This window comes from Exiguobacterium profundum, from assembly GCF_001909285.1.
GTDB classification, from domain to species: domain Bacteria; phylum Bacillota; class Bacilli; order Exiguobacteriales; family Exiguobacteriaceae; genus Exiguobacterium; species Exiguobacterium profundum.
In genome coordinates this window covers 415,332-431,788 of sequence record NZ_MRSV01000001.1, presented here as the reverse complement: position 1 = coordinate 431,788, position 16,457 = coordinate 415,332, and the positions used below count along the sequence as shown (strand labels likewise).

The 16,457-nt window shown below is 49.1% G+C and carries 17 protein-coding genes; 16 read left to right on the top strand and 1 reads right to left on the bottom strand.

What is annotated here, in order from left to right; genetic code table 11:
* Nucleotides 1-79 precede the first annotated feature (79 nt).
* Together noc and BBB58_RS02325 are read left to right on the top strand one after the other, a co-directional pair.
* On the top strand, nucleotides 80-964 hold the full coding sequence (noc, locus tag BBB58_RS02330) for a nucleoid occlusion protein (RefSeq protein ID WP_074035248.1): 885 nt from the start codon (nucleotides 80-82) through the stop codon (nucleotides 962-964).
* Between the two features lie 36 nt (nucleotides 965-1,000).
* Nucleotides 1,001-1,783, top strand: a complete 783-nt coding sequence (locus BBB58_RS02325; RefSeq protein ID WP_074035247.1) for a ParB/RepB/Spo0J family partition protein — start codon at nucleotides 1,001-1,003, stop codon at nucleotides 1,781-1,783.
* Here BBB58_RS02325 and yyaC read toward each other — a convergent pair.
* Nucleotides 1,756-2,382: a spore protease YyaC gene (gene yyaC, locus BBB58_RS02320; protein WP_074035246.1), complete on the bottom strand. Its 627-nt coding sequence runs from the start codon at nucleotides 2,380-2,382 to the stop codon at nucleotides 1,756-1,758. The two genes, BBB58_RS02325 and yyaC, sit on opposite strands and share 28 nt — an antisense overlap.
* 169 nt (nucleotides 2,383-2,551) lie before the next feature.
* Here yyaC and BBB58_RS02315 point away from each other — a divergent pair, with 169 nt between their 5' ends.
* The 14 genes from BBB58_RS02315 (at nucleotide 2,552) to BBB58_RS02250 (ending at nucleotide 16,451) form a co-directional block, all read left to right on the top strand.
* Nucleotides 2,552-3,493: a mechanosensitive ion channel family protein gene (locus tag BBB58_RS02315; RefSeq protein WP_074035244.1), complete on the top strand. Its 942-nt coding sequence runs from the start codon at nucleotides 2,552-2,554 to the stop codon at nucleotides 3,491-3,493.
* Entirely contained in the window at nucleotides 3,483-3,686 is a 204-nt protein-coding gene (locus BBB58_RS02310; RefSeq protein ID WP_074035243.1) for a DUF951 domain-containing protein, read from the top strand. Before BBB58_RS02315 ends, BBB58_RS02310 begins: the two co-directional genes overlap by 11 nt.
* 153 nt (nucleotides 3,687-3,839) lie before the next feature.
* Nucleotides 3,840-4,940 (top strand): redox-regulated ATPase YchF, encoded by a 1,101-nt coding sequence (gene ychF / locus BBB58_RS02305; protein ID WP_074035242.1) that lies wholly within the window; start codon nucleotides 3,840-3,842, stop codon nucleotides 4,938-4,940.
* A 130-nt stretch (nucleotides 4,941-5,070) separates the two neighbouring features.
* Nucleotides 5,071-5,358, top strand: coding sequence for a 30S ribosomal protein S6 (gene rpsF / locus BBB58_RS02300; protein WP_074035241.1), 288 nt, complete (start codon nucleotides 5,071-5,073; stop codon nucleotides 5,356-5,358).
* 37 nt (nucleotides 5,359-5,395) lie between these two features.
* Nucleotides 5,396-5,905 (top strand): single-stranded DNA-binding protein, encoded by a 510-nt coding sequence (ssb, locus tag BBB58_RS02295; protein ID WP_015880231.1) that lies wholly within the window; start codon nucleotides 5,396-5,398, stop codon nucleotides 5,903-5,905.
* A gap of 43 nt (nucleotides 5,906-5,948) precedes the next feature.
* The gene (gene rpsR / locus BBB58_RS02290) at nucleotides 5,949-6,179 is read left to right on the top strand and encodes a 30S ribosomal protein S18 (RefSeq protein ID WP_015880232.1); all 231 of its coding nucleotides are present in this window, start codon (nucleotides 5,949-5,951) and stop codon (nucleotides 6,177-6,179) included.
* 152 nt (nucleotides 6,180-6,331) lie between these two features.
* Nucleotides 6,332-8,323: a DHH family phosphoesterase gene (locus tag BBB58_RS02285; protein ID WP_074035239.1), complete on the top strand. Its 1,992-nt coding sequence runs from the start codon at nucleotides 6,332-6,334 to the stop codon at nucleotides 8,321-8,323.
* Nucleotides 8,320-8,763, top strand: coding sequence for a 50S ribosomal protein L9 (gene rplI, locus BBB58_RS02280; protein ID WP_074035237.1), 444 nt, complete (start codon nucleotides 8,320-8,322; stop codon nucleotides 8,761-8,763). Before BBB58_RS02285 ends, rplI begins: the two co-directional genes overlap by 4 nt.
* A gap of 17 nt (nucleotides 8,764-8,780) precedes the next feature.
* Entirely contained in the window at nucleotides 8,781-10,133 is a 1,353-nt protein-coding gene (gene dnaB / locus BBB58_RS02275) for a replicative DNA helicase (RefSeq protein ID WP_015880235.1), read from the top strand.
* Nucleotides 10,134-10,291: 158 nt separating this feature from the next.
* On the top strand, nucleotides 10,292-11,581 hold the full coding sequence (locus tag BBB58_RS02270) for an adenylosuccinate synthase (protein ID WP_074035235.1): 1,290 nt from the start codon (nucleotides 10,292-10,294) through the stop codon (nucleotides 11,579-11,581).
* Between the two features lie 121 nt (nucleotides 11,582-11,702).
* Entirely contained in the window at nucleotides 11,703-12,413 is a 711-nt protein-coding gene (yycF, locus tag BBB58_RS02265) for a response regulator YycF (protein WP_015880237.1), read from the top strand.
* A 3-nt stretch (nucleotides 12,414-12,416) separates the two neighbouring features.
* Complete coding sequence (gene walK / locus BBB58_RS02260; RefSeq protein ID WP_074035234.1) at nucleotides 12,417-14,258, top strand: cell wall metabolism sensor histidine kinase WalK; 1,842 nt, start codon at nucleotides 12,417-12,419, stop codon at nucleotides 14,256-14,258.
* Nucleotides 14,258-15,640, top strand: a complete 1,383-nt coding sequence (gene yycH, locus BBB58_RS02255) for a two-component system activity regulator YycH (protein WP_074035232.1) — start codon at nucleotides 14,258-14,260, stop codon at nucleotides 15,638-15,640. The genes walK and yycH overlap by 1 nt, the downstream gene beginning before the upstream one ends.
* Nucleotides 15,627-16,451 (top strand): two-component system regulatory protein YycI, encoded by an 825-nt coding sequence (locus BBB58_RS02250; RefSeq protein WP_074035230.1) that lies wholly within the window; start codon nucleotides 15,627-15,629, stop codon nucleotides 16,449-16,451. Before yycH ends, BBB58_RS02250 begins: the two co-directional genes overlap by 14 nt.
* Nucleotides 16,452-16,457 lie beyond the last annotated feature (6 nt).

The following is a 16,457-nucleotide window of genomic DNA, read 5'->3' as shown; positions in this document are numbered from 1 at the left end:
TGATGTCGTTTCACGTGAAACAAAAGCAGATTCCAGTGGTGGAGTCTGCTTATTTTTTTACATAAAGGGGTGCCCGACGTTGAAGAATAGATTTGCGAAATTGTTCGGTGTGAATCGAAAAGACGAAGTTGCCGTGACGCAGATTGCGGAAGTTCGAGCGGATGACACGGTACAAGAACTCTCGTTATCACGGTTGCGTCCAAACCGTTATCAACCGCGTAAAGTGAAAGAACCGGCAAAAATTGAAGAGTTGGCAACGACGATTTCGGAACATGGACTCCTTCAACCAATCGTGGTTCGAAAGGCAGATGGGGACTGCTATGAAATCATTGCCGGGGAGCGTCGTTTCCGTGCGGTGAAATCGCTTGGTTGGTCAGCGATTCCGGCAATCGTTCGCGATATGGACGATGATACGACGGCTGCACTCGCCTTGATTGAAAACTTGCAGCGTGAGCAGTTAAGCCCGATTGAAGAGGCGGAAGCATATGATCGTTTACTGGCCTTGAACGGTTTGACGCAAGATGCGCTCGCGAAGAGTCTAGGCAAGAGTCAATCCACGATCGCCAATAAGTTGCGCTTGTTAAAATTGCCGGAGGATGTTAAGCAGTCGCTTCGCGATCGTCGGATCAACGAGCGACATGCGCGTGCGTTGTTGCCGTTGAAGGAAGAAGGATTGCAACTTCAAGTGCTCGCAGAAGTGTTAGAACAGGATTTTAACGTCAAGGAGACAGAAGAACGCGTCGCCTTTTTAACAACACCGATCGAAGAAGAGAAAAGAAAGCCGAAAAAACAACGTCGTCGGACGAAAAGTTTTGCGCGTGACACGCGAATCGCCATCAACACGATTCGTGACTCAATCGATTTGATTGGGAAAACAGGGATTGACGTCCAAACTGAAGAAGTAGACGAAGAGGAATTTGTTGAAATTCGAATTCGCATCCCGAAAACGCGGCCTCAAAAATGAGTCCGTGCTTTTTTATACAATGAAGGAGGTTTGTAGATGGAACGATTAGCATTAAAATTCATTCGCCCAAACCCGAATCAGCCCCGGAAACAATTTGAGGTGGAAAAATTAGAAGAGTTGCGTCAATCCATTGAGCGATATGGCGTCCTACAACCAATCGTCGTTCGAAAAGCGACAGGATACTATGAAATCATTGCCGGGGAACGACGGTTTCAGGCGGCGAAGCTCGCTGGGAAAGAAGACATTCCTGCCCTCGTCGTCACGGCGGACTCCGATCGCGTCATGGAGTTGGCGCTGATTGAAAACATTCAGCGGGCAGACTTGAATGCCATCGAAGAGGCTGTCGCCTATGAACAGTTGATGCAGACGCTAGGTCTGACGCAACAACAGTTGGCCGATCGCGTCGGGAAGAGCCGCAGTCATGTGACGAACAGTCTTCGCCTCCTTCGATTGCCGAGTGCCGTCCAGCATGCGGTCATGGTCGGAGATTTGACGATGGGACATGCACGTGCCATCACGGGTATGAAATCGGAACAAGCGATGGAACAGATTGCGAAACGGGTCATTGCCGAGCATTGGACGGTCCGTCGCCTCGAGCGTTACTTACAAAAAGAACAAAAAGAAAAAAAGACGCTGAAGCGATCGAACGCCGATATCGAAGCGGTCGAAGCGGTGCTTGCGGAGCGTCTTCAGATGGATGTGTCGATTCGTCCGCGCCGAAAAGGCGGCGTCCTCGAGTTGAAGTATTTTTCACAAGACGACTTGGAACAATTGTTGACGTTATTATCGCCTCAAGACTTTGATTCATCTCGTGACTGACGAAGACGCGTGATGGCCGCCTCTTCGTGATGCAGGCGCCCGATCCGTGTATCAAAATCGGCGAATCCGTCTGTGATGAAACGTGCGAGTTCATATACAAGATGGAGACGGGTATTCTGTAGAATCATCATCTCCATGAATCCACTTACGTTCACGACGGCTTTAATATTGTAAGCACCGACTGCCGGAAGTTCTTTTTGGACACCGGCCCCTGGAGCGAGCGGACCTTCCGAAAAGAAGACATAACCGACACTTGATAAACGTCCGAGACAGGCGTCGATAGCGATAATGAGCGGTTGATGGAAGCGCGTTTGAATCTCATGTAACGTTTCCACCAAATTGAGTGCGTGTACAGGCTTCGTTAATGTGCCGTATACATGTAAATTTCGGATATTACGTTCTTCTAAAAACGTTCCGACGAGCGGACCGAGTGAATCACCGGTCGAACGGTCCGAACCGATGCAAACAAGGACGATGGGGCGATGGATTTCATTGACCAACTGTTCATGAAGCTGGTCCGCAAGCAATCTGGATCCACTCCGCTCAGTGTGTTCAATGAAGAAAGAGTATGGTTTATGAGGTTTTAAGCGAAACGGCATGAATCTCATCCTCTCTTCTAAGCTGCCTATTCCTAGTTGCAGTTGGGGGATTGATCTCGTATTAACCCATTCCCAAAAGTGGAAAACTTCTAACTTCCGAATGCAGTGTTTGAGAAAAGTCGTGAAATATGTTTTGATGATTTAGAATCTACGACTTTGAGGTGAAAAGATGGCTTCGCAAAATACAGAAAAAGATTTAAATACGGTTGCCGATGAGACAATCGACAGCGTGAACCGATTCGTCGAGTACTTTAAAGATACAGACATGTGGATTGGTTTAGGGATCAAGCTCGCCGGTGTGGCGCTCATCATCCTTGGTTTATATATCGCAACACGCATTTTGACAACGATGGTCGAGCGCGTGTTTACGCTCCGCAAAATAAAAGAACATGATATCGTCGCCCAGCGACAGAATGAAACGTTATTAAAATTAGCCCAAAACACAATCCGCTATGTGATCGGGTTGATTATGGTCTTGACGGTGCTCGGACAATTCGGTGTGAATATCGCCGGTTTGATTGCATCAGCCGGGGTCGCGGGTCTTGCAATCTCATTCGGGGCACAAAGTTTGGTGAAAGACGTCATCACAGGGGCGTTCATCATCTTTGAAAACCAATACAAGAACGGGGATTACGTCAATTTGAACCAACAAGTCGACGGGACGGTCATCGAGGTCGGAATCCGGACGACGAAGTTAAAAGGATTAAACGGACAAGTGACGATTATTCCGAACGGACAAATCTTACAAGTGACGAACTACTCGCTTGAAAACAGCGTCGCTGTTGTCGATATTGGGGTTGCGTACGAAGAAGATATGTCAAAAGTAGAGCAAGCGCTCAAGGAAATTGCGAAAACGGTCGAAGCACGCTATCACGACTTGTTCATCAAACCAATCGACTTAGCTGGAGTGCAGTCGCTCGGACCGTCGGAAGTGGTGTACCGATTAATGGCGGAAGTCCCGCCGACCCAGCACTTCGCAGCTGGTCGAATTTTGCATAAAGAGTTAAAGGCTGGACTTGACGAGCGGGGGATTGAAATTCCATACCCACGTACGGTCATGATGCCACCGAACTCGGCTCCTAAAGGAGGAGAAGCAGAAAATGCAAAGTAAAACCTATGCATTGAACGATATAAAAGAAATGAAAAAACCACATGCCTGTAAGACGAACCGTTGGCAAATCACGCGTGTCGGGATGGACATTCGAATCAAGTGTCAAGGCTGCGGAGCCAGTGTGCTCATGCAACGCCGTGATTTCGATAAGCGATTCAAGAAAGTGCTTGAACAAGGGAACGCCGCCGAATAAGCGGCGTTTTTATTTAGGTTATGAACGTGAGTTGCGGTTTAATCGTGGACTATCTATAATTGTGAAGGATGTGACGGTGTGGTGTACTGAATGTACCCACTCCACAGACGGCTTAACATTTCCCGGGAAACACCGGATGAGGAGGAAATACTAGTGGGATTAACAGCAGGAATTGTCGGATTGCCAAACGTCGGGAAATCGACATTGTTTAATGCGATTACACAAGCAGGAGTCGAGGCGGCCAACTATCCGTTCGCGACGATCGACCCGAACGTCGGCGTCGTAGAAGTACCGGATGCGCGCCTTGATCGATTGACAGAAAACGTCAAACCGAAAAAGACGGTACCGACAGCATTTGAGTTTACAGATATCGCTGGAATCGTGAAAGGTGCGTCAAAAGGTGAAGGTCTCGGAAACAAATTCTTGGCGAACATTCGCGAAGTGGATGCGATTTGCCAAGTCGTCCGTTGTTTCGAAGACGAGAACATCACGCACGTCGCAGGCCGTGTCTCACCAATCGACGACATCACGACAATCAACCTTGAATTGATCTTAGCTGACCTTGAGCAAGTCGATAAACGCATCGCACGTGTTCAAAAAATGGTGAAGGCAAAAGATAAAGGTGCGGTACAAGAACTCGAAGCACTCGAAATCGTGCGAGATGTTCTTGAATCAGAGCGCCCGGCACGTGTCGCTGAATTATCAGAAGATCAACTCGCGATCGTCAAACACTTCCAATTGCTTACGATGAAGCCGATGCTTTACGTGGCGAACGTGAGTGAGGATGAAGTGGCAGATGCCGATTCGAACGAGTTTGTACAAGCAGTCCGTGATCACGCGGCAACAGAAGGGTCGAAAGTCATCGTCATCTGTGCACGAATCGAAGAAGAAATTTCAGAACTCGAACCGGAAGAACGCCTCGAGTTCTTACAAGATCTCGGAATCGAAGAGTCAGGACTTGATCAATTGATCCGTGCGGCTTACTCGACACTTGGTCTTGCGACATACTTCACGGCAGGTGAGAAGGAAGTTCGTGCATGGACGTTCAAACAAGGGATGAAAGCCCCACAATGTGCTGGTGTCATCCACTCTGACTTCGAACGTGGATTCATCCGTGCCGAAGTCGTGTCGTATGACGACCTTTCAGCAGCAGGAAACATGACGACGGTGAAAGAACAAGGAAAACTTCGTTCAGAAGGAAAAGAATACGTCTTCCAAGATGGCGACGTTGTCACGTTCCGCTTCAACGTATAAGTTGATTTACGGAAACGTATTGTAAAAGTCAAGGAAGTTTGATAGTATATTATGACGTGAGTAAAACAATTGTTTGCTCCTTGCTCCTACAACCGGTAGGGGCCGTTAGTCCAAGAGGAGGTGAAAGATAATGCGTAAATATGAACTTCTTTACATTATCCGTCCATCAGTTGATGAGGAAGCGAAGAAAGCTTTAATCGAGCGCTTCAACAACGTCATCACTGAAAACGGTAATACTGTTGAAAAAACAACAGACATGGGTAAACGTCGTTTCGCTTATGAAATCAACAAGATGCGCGAAGGACACTACGTTCTTCTTAACATCGTTGCTGAACCTAAAGCGATCTTAGAAACAGAGCGTCTCATGAAGATCTCTGACGACGTTGTCCGTCAAATGACAACAAAAGACGAGCGTTAATCCTTAACGTTTCGTATCGTGAAAGGGGAGCTTGGAGATGATTAACCGAGTTGTGTTAGTTGGTCGATTGACTCGCGATCCCGAAATGCGTTATACGCAGAGCGGAATCGCCGTAACACGCCTTACTCTCGCTTGCGATCGTCCATTCGCTGGACAAGATGGGAAGCGCGAGACGGACTTTATTGATTGTGTCGTTTGGCGCAAACAAGCAGAGAACGTAGCACAATACTTGAAAAAGGGCAGCATGGCCGGCGTTGACGGTCGCCTTCAAATCAGTAGTTACGAAGGACAAGATGGCCAACGTCGTTACCGGGCAGAAGTAGTCGCAGACAGCGTACGCTTCCTTGAACCACGCGGAGCCTCAGGGCAACGTGAGCAAGCACCATCTGGAGATGTCTTCGGTGGTGGTGAATCAAGTGGATCAGGATGGGGCGCAGGAGCCGCTTCGACTTCATCTCAGTCCTCGAATTCGAATAAAGGTTTTGACGCAGATCCGTTCTCGGGTGGCGGCAAAATCGACTTGTCAGATGATGATTTGCCATTCTAATCATCATGGACAATAAAAACTAACCTATAAAGGAGGTCTTCACATGGCACGTCGTCCAGGAGGTCGTCGTCGTCGTAAAGTATGTTTCTTTACGTCGAACAACATCACTCATATCGATTATAAAGACGTAGAATTGCTCAAACGCTTCGTTTCGGAGCGTGGTAAAATTCTTCCACGTCGTGTGACTGGTACTTCAGCGAAATACCAACGTCCACTTACTGTCGCTATCAAGCGCTCACGTCAAATGGCTTTGCTTCCATACGTTGCAGAGTAATTGTTTGACGAACGGCTTATCCTCTTGGATAAGTCGTTTTTTTGTTTTTCATCTCGTCTGTAAGTGTGTAAGTGAAACCGACGAATATGGTATGATAGAGCAGAAACCTTTACGATTCCATGGGTGAACATTACTCATTTTAGGAGGCATACATGCACAGTGGTGAAGCATTAACATCCGTGAAGAACCAATACGCGCGGCACATGATTCCATACGTGATTGGATTCCTTGTCTCGTTAGGATTGGCGTTCTACAACATTGTGGCGGCAATCACCCTGTTTATGGGCACGCTGATTTTTTTTTTCTATCAGCAAGTGACGATGCGAAAGGAGCGTAAAAATTGGGAACAGTATGTCCTCTCTCTCTCTCATCAAATCGAAGAGGTCGGAAAAGAAGCATTGACGACGATGCCGATTGGGATTTTAGTCTTTGACCAGGACCGACGGATCAGTTGGTATAACGAACAATCACGATTGATTTTCGAACTCGATATGGCGATTGGAATACCGCTTGATGCGCTCCATTCCGCCTTCGATGAATTGATTGAAGAAGAAGAGGATGAAGCCACGATTGAAGTGGGTGACCGTGTCTATCGTGTTTATTACAATCAAATCCATCAAACCCTCTATTTATTTGATATGACCGAAGAAGCGGAGATGGAACAAAAGTATGTTCAAACGCAGACGGTTATCGGTATTTTGTATTTAGATAACTATGACGAGATGTCGACTGCGGTGGATGAACAGGTCCGTAGTGAAGTCAATCGTCGGGTGACGGTGCTCCTCAATCAATGGGCGCAGCGGCATCATATCTACATGCGTCGTACAGCTGCGGACCGCTTTTTCCTCGTCATGAATGAACGGACGCTATCTGAACTTGAAAACAACCGCTTTTCAATCTTGGATGAAGTGCGTGATGCGACGAAGGAACAAAGAATCCCGTTGACGTTATCAATCGGGATTGGGTGCGGTGAAACGACATTGACGGAGCTCGGTAATCTCTCTCAGTCGAGTCTAGATTTAGGACTTGGCCGTGGTGGTGACCAGGCAGTCGTTAAGCGTCATAATGGGAAAGTTCGTTTCTTCGGCGGGAAGACAAATCCGACCGAGAAGCGAACGCGTGTCCGGGCACGTGTCATCTCGAACTCGATGCGTGACCTCATTCGGGAATCGAGCCGTGTCCTTGTGATGGGACATAAGAATCCAGATATGGACTCGCTCGGGGCTTCCATCGGTGTCATGAAATTGGCCGAGTTTGTCGGGCGCGAGGCGTATGTCGTCATTCCATCCGGTGAGACGAGTGTCGGCATTCAGCGGCTCGTCCATGAAGTAGAGAACGATGACTCGTTATACAGCCAATTCTTGACCGAGTATGAGGCGCAGCCACTCATCGATGAACAGACATTACTCGTCGTCGTCGATACACACCGTCCGTCCCTCGTCATTTCAAAAGACATTTTGGATCGGTCGGAGCGGGTCGTCGTCATCGACCACCATCGTCGCGGGGAAGAGTTTATCGAAGATCCGGTTCTCGTGTATATGGAGCCTTACGCATCATCAACGAGTGAGCTCGTCACGGAATTGATTGAGTATCAGGCGGGAAGTCGAAAGCTCTCTATTTTAGAGGCAACGTCACTTCTCGCGGGGATCATGGTCGATACGAAAGGATTTACGCTCCGTACGGGATCCCGTACGTTTGATGCGGCATCCTTCTTACGGATTCAAGGTGCTGACACGGTTCTCGTACAGCACTTCATGAGACAAGATCTCGATGCTTATATCGAGCAGTCTCAGATTTTGAGAAACACCGAAATTTATGCAGGTGGGATGGCGATTGCGGTCGCTTCTGACGACGAGGCACACCATCAAGTGTTGATTGCTCAGTCTGCAGACCAGTTGCTGAATATGGAAGGCGTCAAAGCCTCGTTCGTCATCGCCGTCTTACCGGACGGGCGTACGGGAATCAGCGCGCGGTCGCTCGGTGACGTCAACGTCCAGGTCATCATGGAAATGCTCGATGGCGGTGGCCATTTGACGAATGCGGCGACGCAACTTGAAGTGAGTCGCGAACAAGCGAAAGTCATGTTGAAAGAGGCAATCGATCATTACGTAACAGATGAAACTGAAGGAGAGGAATTAGAATGAAAGTCATTTTGAAAGTAGATGTAAAAGGACAAGGGAAAGCTGGAGAAGTGAAAAACGTGGCAGACGCTTACGCTAAGAACGACTTGTTCAAGAAAAACTTGGCAGTGGAAGCGACACCAGGAAACCTGAAAGCATTCGCGGCTAAAGAACGTCGTGCCGAAGAAGCAGCAGAAGAAGAGTTGAACGAAGCGAAACAACTCAAAAAAAAGCTTGAAAAAGAGACGATTGCCGTCACGACGAAAGCCGGTGAAGGCGGTCGCGTGTTCGGTTCGGTCACGAGCAAGCAAATCGCGGATGCCCTTAAATCAATGGGCTACAAAATCGATAAGCGTAAAATTGAACTCGAGCATCCGATCAAGGCGCTCGGTTTCACGAAAGTGCCAGTGAAGTTGCACCATGACGTCGTCGCGACGTTGAATGTACATGTACAAGAAGCTTGAAGGTGAGGTAGAGACGGATGAGTGATGCGATTCAAGTCAATACACCACCGCATAGCGTGGAAGCGGAGCAAGCCGTCTTAGGGGCAATCATCCTCGATTCGGATCGGTTGATTACGGCCTCAGAGCGGGTCGACCCGGACGACTTTTATCGTGTCAGCCACCAACGCATCTTTGAAGCGATGCTAAAGATCAATGACCGAGGCGAGCTCGTCGACTTGGTCACGCTCAGTTCCGAGTTACAGGCGCAAGGGATTTTGGACGAAATCGGGGGCCTCAACTATTTGGCGGAGGTCGCGGAATCCGTTCCCGCCATCGGGAACATCGGCTATTACTTGAACGTCGTCGACCAAAAGGCGGCACTCCGTCGCCTGATTCGAACTGCGACCAACATTGTCTCGGATGGTTATGAGCGTCAAGATGAGGTGGATTCTGTTTTATCTGATGCCGAGCGAAATATTCTAAAAGTATCGCAGCGAAAAGGACAATCGAGCTTCCACCCGATTGGTTCTGTCTTATCCGATGCGTACTCGACGATTGAAAAGCTGCATCAGTCGAGCGGTGAAATCACCGGGATTGCGACCGGGTTCACGGATTTGGATAAGATGACGGCCGGTTTCCAACGAAACGATTTGATTATCGTGGCCGCCCGTCCATCTGTCGGGAAGACCGCGTTCGCCTTGAACATCTCGCAAAACGTCGCGGTCCGTACGGGTGAGAACGTCGCCATCTTCAGTTTGGAGATGGGTGCCGAGCAACTCGTCATGCGTATGTTATGTGCGGAAGGGAACATCGATGCCCAGCGCCTCCGGACCGGTCGTCTTGAAGCGGAAGATTGGGGTCGTCTCTCCCTTGCGATGTCGTCGCTCTCCCAAGCAGGCATCTACATCGACGATACACCGGGTCTTCGGGTCAACGAAATCCGAGCCAAATGTCGCCGATTGAAGCAGGAACATGGTCTCGGGATGATCATGATTGACTACTTGCAGCTCATCGTCGGGAACGGGAAACCGGGCGAGAACCGCCAACAAGAAGTATCGGAAATCTCACGTACGCTCAAAGCAATCGCACGGGAACTACAAGTACCGGTCATCGCCTTGTCTCAGCTCTCACGTGGCGTAGAGAGTCGTCAAGACAAGCGACCGATGATGTCCGATATCCGTGAATCGGGAGCAATCGAGCAGGATGCCGATATCGTCGCCTTCCTCTATCGTGATGACTATTACGATAAAGAGAGTGAAGACGCCAATACGATTGAAATCATCATTGCGAAACAACGTAACGGTCCGACCGGTACGGTCAAGCTCTCCTTCAGGAAAGAGTACAACAAGTTCGTCAATATGGAGACGCAAGCCTTCGCACCACCGATGTAACGTCGGTGGTGTCTTTTTTTGTATTTTATTAGATCAAAATGACGAACGAATAGTTACATCTTATATAAAACGTTCGGTATTCAATTGACTTTCTTGCTTTTCAAGTGTACACTTACGGATGGTTTGAACAGAACGTTGATTAATAAGGAGGATTCATTATGTCATCAGTAGTCGTAGTGGGAACGCAGTGGGGCGATGAAGGGAAAGGGAAGATCACCGATTTCTTATCGAAACAAGCCGAAGTCGTCGCGCGTTATCAAGGGGGAGACAACGCTGGTCACACGATCGTCTTCAATGATACGAAATATAAACTTCACCTCATTCCGTCTGGGATTTTCTATTCGGATAAGACGTGTGTCATCGGGAACGGGATGGTCGTCAACCCGAAATCACTCGTGACAGAACTCGCTTACTTACATGAACGGGGTGTGAGCACGGATAACCTCCGGATCTCGAACCGGGCGCATATCATCTTGCCATACCACCAGCTTCAAGATCGTCTCGAAGAAGAGGCGAAAGGTGACGCGAAAGTCGGTACGACACTGAAAGGAATCGGTCCAGCGTATATGGACAAGGCAGCACGTATCGGGATTCGCATCGCCGACCTTCTCGACAAAGAAGTGTTTGCGGAGAAGCTAAAGACTGAACTTGAACTAAAAAATCGCATGTTCGTGAAAATGTATGAAGTCGATCCAATCGAGTTCGATGACATCTTTGAAGAATACTACGCGTATGGTCAACAGTTCGCGAAATACGTGTGTGATACATCGGTCGTGTTGAACGATGCGCTCGACGAAGAGAAAAAAGTTCTCTTTGAAGGGGCTCAAGGGGTCCTTCTCGATATCGACCATGGAACGTATCCGTTTGTCACATCGTCGAATGCTGCATCAGGCGGCGTATCGAGTGGTGCCGGAATCGGGCCATCGAAGATTCATCACGTGGTTGGTGTCTGTAAAGCATATACGTCACGCGTTGGAGACGGTCCGTTCCCGACAGAGCTCGACGATGAGATTGGTCATACAATCCGTGAAGTCGGGAAAGAATATGGAACGACAACAGGTCGTCCACGCCGTGTCGGCTGGTTCGACTCGGTCGTCGTGCGTCACTCACGCCGCGTCAGTGGGATCACAGATCTTTGCCTCAACTCAATCGATGTGCTGACAGGTCTTGAGACGCTTAAGATTTGTACATCGTATGAGTATGAAGGAAAGCATCTTGACGAGTATCCACCGAACTTCCGCGTCCTTGAGAAGTGTGTACCGGTATACGAAGAGCTTCCTGGCTGGACAGAGGATATCACAGGGGTTCGTCGCTTTGAAGACCTTCCGGAGAACGCACAGCGTTACGTGCGTCGCATCGAGGAATTGACAGGAATCGAATTGTTGACGTTCTCGGTCGGACCGGCTCGTGAACAGACAGTCATCTTGCGTGATATTTACGAAGCATAAGAAAGGGAGCCACCGGGCTCTCTTTTTCTATTTCCACGGAAATGGACCACGCTTTCTAAGCTGTTTAAAAAGAGTTACAATGTAGGCATGTACGTTTAATGATAAGAGGAGGACTCACTGAATGGATCGTACGATTTTAGTGGTAGATGACGAACAACCAATCGCAGATATATTGAAGTTTAAACTTGAAAAAGAAGGTTACCAGGTGCACGTTGCCTATGACGGTGAAGAAGCACTCGTCAAAGTAGAAGAGATTCAACCGGATCTCATCTTGCTCGACATCATGCTTCCGCTCAAGGACGGCATGGAAGTATGCCGTGAGGTGCGGAAGAAATACGATATGCCGATCATCATGTTGACGGCAAAAGATTCCGAGATCGACAAAGTACTCGGACTAGAGCTCGGCGCAGACGATTACGTCACAAAGCCGTTCAGCTCACGTGAATTGTTAGCCCGTGTCAAAGCGAACATGCGACGTCATGCGACAGCACCGGCGCCAGAAGCAAAAGGAGCCAACGCGAACGATATCGTGATCGGCGACTTGACGATTCATCCGGATTCGTACATGGTGACGAAACGGGATGAGAAGATCGAATTGACACATCGCGAGTTCGAATTGATTCATTACCTCGCCCAAAACATCGGGCAAGTGATGACGCGGGAGCACTTGCTCCAAACGGTATGGGGCTATGATTACTTCGGTGATGTGCGTACCGTGGATGTCACAGTACGTCGTCTTCGTGAAAAAGTTGAGGACAATCCATCGACTCCGACGTATATCATTACGCGTCGTGGCGTCGGGTATTATTTGAAGGCAGGAGAAGAAGATTAAACGATGAAACGGACGAACTTCTTTAAATCAATCCAGTGGAAGCTCGTCGTCATCTATGCGCTGCTCATTCTCGTTGCGATGCAAGTCATCGGCGTGTACTTTGTGCGTTCTTTGGAACGGCAATACATCAACAACTTCTCGCAGTCACTTGTCGACCGGGCGAACCTACTGAGCTATAACATCAGTGAGGGGACTGCCGCGAACGAGAGTGACTTGACCACGGACCAGCAGTTGAACCAGTTACTGGATCAGCTGCTGTCTGAATTTACAGAGAGCACGACGCTAGCTGACGACATTCGAGAAGTCCAAATCATCGACACGAACAGTGTCGTCCGGGCAACCTCGAACCAAAATAATCAAAGTCTCGTCGGACAACGGACCGCGAGCACGTTCATTCAAAAGTCATTCGCGACAGGCGGGGCGCAAGAGACGCTCGTCTATGAAGATTCAAATGACCGAATGCGCGTCGTTGCCGTTCCGATCAAGTCGGAAGTGGACGGTACGACGACCGGGATGATCTATATCGAGGCATCGATGAAGTCCATCTACAACCAGATGGAACAAGTGACACGTATCCTCGCAACAGGGACGTTGATCGCACTCATCATCACCTCGTTCCTCGGAATTCTCTTATCGCGCACCATCACGCGACCGATTGCCGATATGCGGAGGCAGGCCGTCGAGATGCGGAAAGGGAACTTCTCACGAAAAGTTAAAGTGTATTCGGATGACGAGGTCGGTCAACTCGCTTACGCATTCAATGAATTGACGGACGAGTTGATGGAGGCGAACGCGACGACGGAAGCCGAACGACGCCGCTTGACGAGTGTCCTTGAGAACATGTCCGACGGTGTGGTCGCGACCGATCGCTCGCTACGGGTCATTTTGATGAACGACCAGGCGCGCGATATGATTGGGGTCGATGAAGAAGAGGCGATGGGGACGAATCTACAAAATCTCCTCGCATTCGAAGAGGAAATCATCATTCCGGAAGACGGCACGATGCCGACAAAACTGATTGACCTCAGTACAGACGAAGAATTGTTCCTCGTTCGTGCCTATTTTTCACCGATTCAAAAACATAGTGGACCAATCACAGGTCTCATCGTCGTCTTGCATGACGTCACGGAACAAGAACAGGTCGAACAGGACCGCCGTGAATTCGTTGCGAACGTCAGTCATGAATTGCGGACACCGCTCACGACGATGCGTAGTTACTTGGAGGTTCTTGCAGAAGGTGCTTATCAGGATGAGGAATTGGCGCCACGTTTCTTAGAGACGACGCAAAACGAGACGGAACGGATGATTCGCCTCGTCAATGACTTGTTGCAGCTCTCGAAGATGGACAGTAAAGAATATAAGATGCAGAAGGTGAAATTCGACTTCGTGCAGTTCTTTAACGATATCATCGACCGTCATGAGATGACGAAAGGGGATGCGATTCAATTCCGTCGCAAACTGATGAAGCGTCGCGTCTACGTGCATGCCGATCAAGATAAGATGACTCAAGTCATCGACAACATCATCACGAACGCCATCAAGTTCTCACCAGAAGGTGGGACGATTACGTTCCGGACGATGCTTCGGGCGAAACGCCTCGTCATCGGCATCAAAGACGAAGGGGTCGGGATTCCGAAGTCGAACTTAAAGAAAATTTTCGAACGTTTCTATCGTGTCGATAAGGCGCGGGCGCGTAACATCGGCGGTACCGGACTCGGTCTATCGATTGCCAAGGAAGTTGTATCCGCTCACGGTGGCGACATCTGGGCAGAGAGTGAATTTGGAAGAGGTACAACGATTTACTTCACAATCCCGTTCGATACGATTGTGGAGGTGAATGATTGATGAAACGGTTTACGATTGCAAAGCCGGAACTGTGGAAGTCGTTCATTTTGCTCACGTTAATCGTCACGTCGATTGTTCAAACCATCATCTTGTGGGACTACCATCCCACGTATCAGGCCGTCCAATCTGAAACGCAACTCACGACGGTGGACGAGTCATTGCAGCGTCGAGCGGACCAGGTCATCATTCCCGTTCAAGCGGTCGTGCATGACAACAATGCTGTGTTCGCTTCAAAGAATACACCGAAGCAACTGATGCGTGTCATTCGGGATTCGTTTGAAGCGAGTGAGTTCAAGCAACTCGCTGTGAAAAACGTCCCGAGTTTCTATACGGATATCAACGAGGGACTGGAGTTGATCTTACCGGAGGCCTACTATGCGGACACGCTCAGCTATATGCTTCCGGGAACGTATAGTCTGTCTGGGAAGATTCCACAGCGAATCCTCATCTATATGGATGACAGTGCGTTCAACATTCGTGCCATCATGAGCGACCAGTCCATTTGGGAAGGGAAGTTGACGAAAGTCGGAAACGGCGATGTGAACAGTCTTTTCTTAAAAAACTCGAGTCGAACGATGAAGCGCGTGACGTATACGGATGAACGCGTGAATTATATCCCGGTCGTCGGACCTGAGATGAATGAGTTGTTCGCGTATGACGTGTCGTCGATTCAAATCGACACTCGTCTCGACTGGATGCGAGATACGTTCTTCCCAGGTGACCCGAACGTTCAAGAAGTCGACCCGGCAAGCTCGGTCGGGGCGTTGACGAATGGTGTCAGTGTGGCGGAATATGATGCGAAACTGAACGCCAGTCGCTATCGAAACCTGTCTCGGAATAGCACCGAGCGTGATACAGCAATCGGGTTAGATTCCATTGTGGAATTCGTGAACTTCCACGGGGGATGGGTCGATGAAGCGTCTGAGAATCAAGGGCTGTCCCTTCGATTCGATGCCATCACACCGGCCAATAAAGGATTTGAAACGACCGTGTTCCGTTTTCACGTGAAAGGGTATCCCGTCTTCAGTCAGCGTGAGGCGTTTATCAACAACGATGCCATCGACTTATCCACATTACGTGTGGAAAACGACGGGGCACAGGTCCGGTCAATCACACGTAACCACTTGGAAATCGATCGCCTGATCACAGTCGGCACGACACAGTTGGCTGATGCGGATGAGGTACTCGGTACGCTCATCAACTCCGGACGATTTGAGAACGTGACCGAGATTCGAATCGGTTATGAGATCGAATATAACGAGGACACAAGCCGCTATGTGACGTTTTCACCGAACTGGTTCGTGCGTGAGGCGGGCCGTTGGGTCCCATACAATCAAGGAGACGATTGGACAGAAAGGATGATGTATCGTGGATTGGAGTAAAGCGAAATCGATTTTAATCTTCGCCTTCCTCGCCTTGAACATCTATCTGTTGTTTCAATTGCTGACGGAAACATGGGCGACCGAAGTCGTGACGAATGACAACACCTCGATCACGCAGATTTTAGACCAGCGGAACGTCGATCCGGCAAAATTGCCACGGATGGGTCGAGATATCGGCTATTTGACGGGTTCGTCTGAAGAGATGTCAGCTGAGATGATCACGAAAAATCGGGAGGCGCAGCTCGCGACGACGCTCGACAACATGCAACTCGAAGTCGAGTTGAAACAACCCGTGCCGCTCGATGCGAAGGATTTGCGGACGACCGCTTCGACGTTTGTGGCGGAATATGTTCCGTTTGGAAACGAGTACGCCTACTGGCAATACGATGAAAAAACGAGACAGGTTGCTTTCGTACAAACATTCGAGGACAACAAGATTTTTTCAGCACCTGAAGTCGAGGGTGGCACGGAAATGTACATCGGTCCGTCCCTCATCCTCATTCAGTTGAACGAGTCGTTCGAAGTGACGGATTATAAACAGCGTCATTTAAAAAACCTCTCCTCAAAAACGCAAGATGACCTCGTGTTGACGGCCAGTGAAGCCATCTCACAACTCGCGTCTCGGAAGTACTTCCAACCGAACCAGGAGATGCGGGCCATCAATACCGGATTTTACAGTTTACCGCTCGACAGCTCTGGCAGTTTGATTATCATGCCACCGCTTTGGTCGATCGGAATTGATGATCAGGTCTACTTCGTCAATGCAATCGATGGAACAGTCGAGCACGTGGAGTTTGAAACGAAAGAATGAAAGGAG